The organism is Peribacillus acanthi (genome assembly GCF_003073175.1).
Lineage (GTDB): Bacteria > Bacillota > Bacilli > Bacillales > DSM-1321 > Bacillus_BN > Bacillus_BN acanthi.
On the sequence record NZ_QBBX01000028.1, the window covers coordinates 1788 to 5733 of the forward strand.

At 36.6% G+C, this 3946-nt stretch carries 2 protein-coding genes and 2 pseudogenes; 3 read left to right on the top strand and 1 reads right to left on the bottom strand.

What is annotated here, in order from left to right:
* Positions 1–668: FAD-binding oxidoreductase (locus DBX25_RS21535; protein WP_276309645.1), on the top strand; the 668-nt coding region annotated here is incomplete at its 5' end.
* Positions 669–688: 20 nt separating this feature from the next.
* Here DBX25_RS21535 and DBX25_RS19160 read toward each other — a convergent pair.
* Positions 689–816 (bottom strand): annotated as a pseudogene (locus DBX25_RS19160) (bile acid:sodium symporter family protein); the annotation flags it as partial.
* 692 nt (positions 817–1508) lie between these two features.
* On the opposite strand from DBX25_RS19160, the gene abc-f reads away from it, so the two are divergent.
* Both abc-f and DBX25_RS21540 read left to right on the top strand, forming a co-directional pair.
* Positions 1509–3440, top strand: coding sequence for a ribosomal protection-like ABC-F family protein (gene abc-f, locus DBX25_RS19165; RefSeq protein WP_108672362.1), 1932 nt, complete (start codon positions 1509–1511; stop codon positions 3438–3440).
* Positions 3441–3737: 297 nt separating this feature from the next.
* Positions 3738–3946, top strand: a pseudogene (locus DBX25_RS21540) (GMC family oxidoreductase N-terminal domain-containing protein); the annotation flags it as partial.

Consider the following 3946-nt stretch of genomic DNA (forward strand, 5'->3'; position numbering starts at 1 on the left):
AGCTTGTCGATGAACCATCTATGAAACAAGCAAACTTACATAGTGAAACGTCATATAAAGAAAAACCTACTTTATTTTTAGAATTCCATGGAAACGAAGCGGGTTTAAATCAGGACGTGGAATTTATGAAGCAAATTGTGGCAGATCACAATTGTGATGGGCTTGAATTTGAGTCCGATCAAGCAGCTCTCAATAAATTGTGGGAAGCCCGTCATAACTTAGCCTATGCCTATGTCCATGGGTATCCTGGGAAAAAACTGATGGTAACGGATGTTTGTCTACCAATCTCCGAATTAGCAGGAGCCATTGAACATGCGAGAAATGCTGTGAATTCACTAGCTCTTCCAGGCGGGATTGTAGGCCATGTTGGGGATGGAAATTTCCACGTCCTCTTAATGATTGATTTAAATGATCCTGAAGAATTGAAAAGGGCAGAGGAATTAAATGAACTCATTGTGATGTATGCACTCGAGCGTGGAGGAACTTGTACAGGAGAGCATGGTGTCGGCATCGGTAAACAGAAATATCAAGAGAAGGAGCACGGCAATGCGCTTCTAGTCATGGAAAAAATTAAACAAGCTCTAGATCCTGAAATGCTCCTCAACCCAAATAAAAAATTAAGACCAAAAAAAGAGGGGGAACCATATGAAACTTCTGGAAGCTATTAGTCGGAAGATACTTCGCGATCTATGACCGGTACAGGATCGGTAACAACCAGTTTATAATCGACTGCTTTTAACTCAGTCCAATTCCGAACATAACGACCCCTAACAAAATCGTGATGTACGATTTAAATACTAAAAATGGTGCTGGGACGCACAGATGACCTTACAACTGCCGTAACATTAATGATGATGGCAAAAGTTGGATGAAAATAACCGTAGAGCGATTTCCATAGAAGTAGGAATGCAAAACTCTGGGCTAGGCGTTGCATTAGCCACTGCACACTTTGGACCAGATTATGGGACTATGACTTACTGTAGTAGCAGATTTTCCTTATTTTAATTGAAGTAATCATGTATTTACAAAATTATGAAAAAATGAGATAATAATGAAAATATCGAAGGGGGAAAGTAAGTTTATGGAACCAACTAATTGCTAATATTAATTTATTTTAAAATTAATATGGATTTTGTAAGGAGTGTCAAATACCTATAAAACATAGGTTTATTTGTTATGCTCTTTATGGAATTAAGGCAATTTAGAAGGTAACTTACTTTACTGAAATCGAGATTATAATTTATAAGATATTTCATGCGCTTTTGAAATATTTCGCCAGTTTTTTTTACATCTGGTTGCAAGGCATTGGCATCATAATGTGCTTTTTTAACGCACGCATTTTTGATGCACCATGCTTTTAATAAATTATTATCACTGATTATTAAGACTGTAAGAAGAAACCATCTTCTTATGGTCTTTTTTATTTTCCAAATAAATAGTAATGAAAGTCTTCTTTACCCTGTCCATAAAGTGCGTAACTTAGATTATGGATGAAAGAAGGAATTGTTATGTTAGAAATGAAGTTAATTGGCGTTAAAAAATTTATGGAAGCCACACTTGTGGTTAAGAATATTACCTTTGAAGCATATGAAGGAGAGAAGATTGGAATCGTAGGTGCAAACGGTAGTGGAAAGAGCACGATTCTAAAATTAATTGCGGGAATAGAGCCGATGAATTACTATCCAGGTTACCCGCAAACCTCAAGCCCTGGTTATGATGAAGGCTTAATTAACTTGCCAAAAACAGCCACTAAGGCTTACCTCGAACAATCGCCTGTGTATCCAGAAGGCTTAAAAGTGATCGATGTTTTAAACCTAGCGTTTGAGGAGCTTGACAGCATCGAGAATCAAATGCGTGAATTAGAAGAGCAAATGAAGACCCTGGATGATACTGCTCTGGAAAAAGCCTTGAATCGATACAGTGACTTGGTTCAATTATTTGAAGTTAAGGGCGGTTACAATCGAGAAGAAAAACTAAGCAAGGTTTGCACAGGGCTGAATTTTGACGAACGCTTTTTAAGCAAGGATTTTGATTTATTAAGCGGTGGTGAAAAAAAGACTGTCGTGCTTGGAAAGCTCTTGATTCATAATCCAGATATATTGCTGCTAGATGAGCCGACCAATCATCTCGATATGGATTCAATTGAATGGCTCGAAGGCTATCTTAAGAGCTATAACGGAATTGTCATTATCGTATCCCATGACCGATATTTTCTAGACAATGTAGTAACGAAAATTGTAGAAATAGAGGATATGGAATCGTTAACTTATAGTGGTAACTACACATCCTTTGTTAGTCAAAAAGAAGAAAATATGAGGATTCAATATGAACATTTTAGGGAGCAGCAAAAAAAGATCAATGGCATGGAAAAGAAGGTGACGGATCTTAGAGACTGGGCCATGAGGGCTGATAATAACAAGTTCTTCAGAAGAGCTGCCAGTATACAAAAAAAGCTCGATAAAATGAATCGAATCGATAAACCAGTTTTTGAAAGACGGAATATGAAACTCGATTTCAAAGCAGCCGGGCGGTCAGGAAAGGAAACCATCAAGGCAATCGGGCTCTCTAAAAGCTATCAAGATAAAGTTATTTTTAAAAACACTGACTTAATGGTTCATTTTGGTGAAAGAGTGGGGCTTGTCGGTCCTAATGGCAGCGGCAAAACCACTTTTTTAAAAATGCTTTTAGGGGAAGAGCAGCCGGATGCTGGAGTGGTGGAATTAGGTTCTAATGTGATGGCGGCCTATTTACCACAGAAAATTATTTTTAAAAATGAAGAACTTACGGTACTAGAAACTTTTAGGGAAGATATTTCGATACTGGAGGGAAAAGCACGCGAATATCTCTCAAAATTCATGTTTTATAAAAGCAGCGTCTTCAAAAAAGTAAAGCATTTGTCAGGTGGAGAGCGAATTAGGCTAAAGCTGGGTATGTTGTTATTTCAAGATATCAATTTATTAATTTTAGATGAACCTACCAATCATCTTGATATTGATTCAATAGAAACCCTTGAGGAAGCCCTGGAAGAATTTACAGGTACGATATTCTTTATCTCTCACGACAGATATTTTATCAATAAAATGGGGGAGAGAGTGATTGCTGTAGAGGACCAATCCCTGAAAAGCTATCTTGGTAATTACGATTATTTTAAAAGTGAAAAAGAGAAGCTAAGCATACTGCAGGACAGTAAAGAGCCTATTGTAATAGTTGAAAAAGGTAAGAATCAAAGAACTAATCCCGAAGGAAAAAACAAAGAAACAGCAAAGGCAAAAGCTCTATCCAAGATTGAAGGTCTGGAACATGAAATAAGAGAAATCGATAATTCCATGGCATCCGACCAATTAGATTATGAGGAGCTTAATAAGCTGTATGGCAGGAAGCTTGAATTGAGTAAGGAGTTAGATTTAACTATGGAATTATGGTTGAGTCTAAGTAATTAATGGAATGTTTGGGTCTTACTAATAAAACTAGGGCCCCTTAATTAAGGGCTCTATTTAATTTGGAATCTACTATAAGCGTTACGGTCAACTGTGTCATGTACAAAAGTAGAAATTAGTACCCAATCTTACTAGACATAGTATGATTGGGTAATTTATTTTATTCAATTTGAAATTACATATAAACAGAAAAAAAATAGATAGTTTACTTTAGGTATTAAAACTATCAAAAATGAGCCTGTCTACATATCATGATACGAGGATTGTCAATATTAACAAGAAAGTGGGTAGAGAGATTTTATGGGACATAAAAAGAAAGACCACAAAAAGAATGTTTTTGATTATATTATCATTGGTGCTGGAACAGCAGGTGGGGTAGTAGCAAAGAAATTAACGGATGACCCATATACTTCTGTGCTAGTACTCGAGGCTGGAATAAATAGTACGGCTCAGTTAAGCAGTGCTAGCGTTTTAGCGGCCATAAATTCACACAGTAATAATAAATTTGC

Coding starts and splice junctions, on each gene's coding strand:
- abc-f (WP_108672362.1), top strand. CDS start 1,509: ATGTTAGAAATGAAGTTAATTGGCGTTAAAAAATTTATGGAAGCCACA.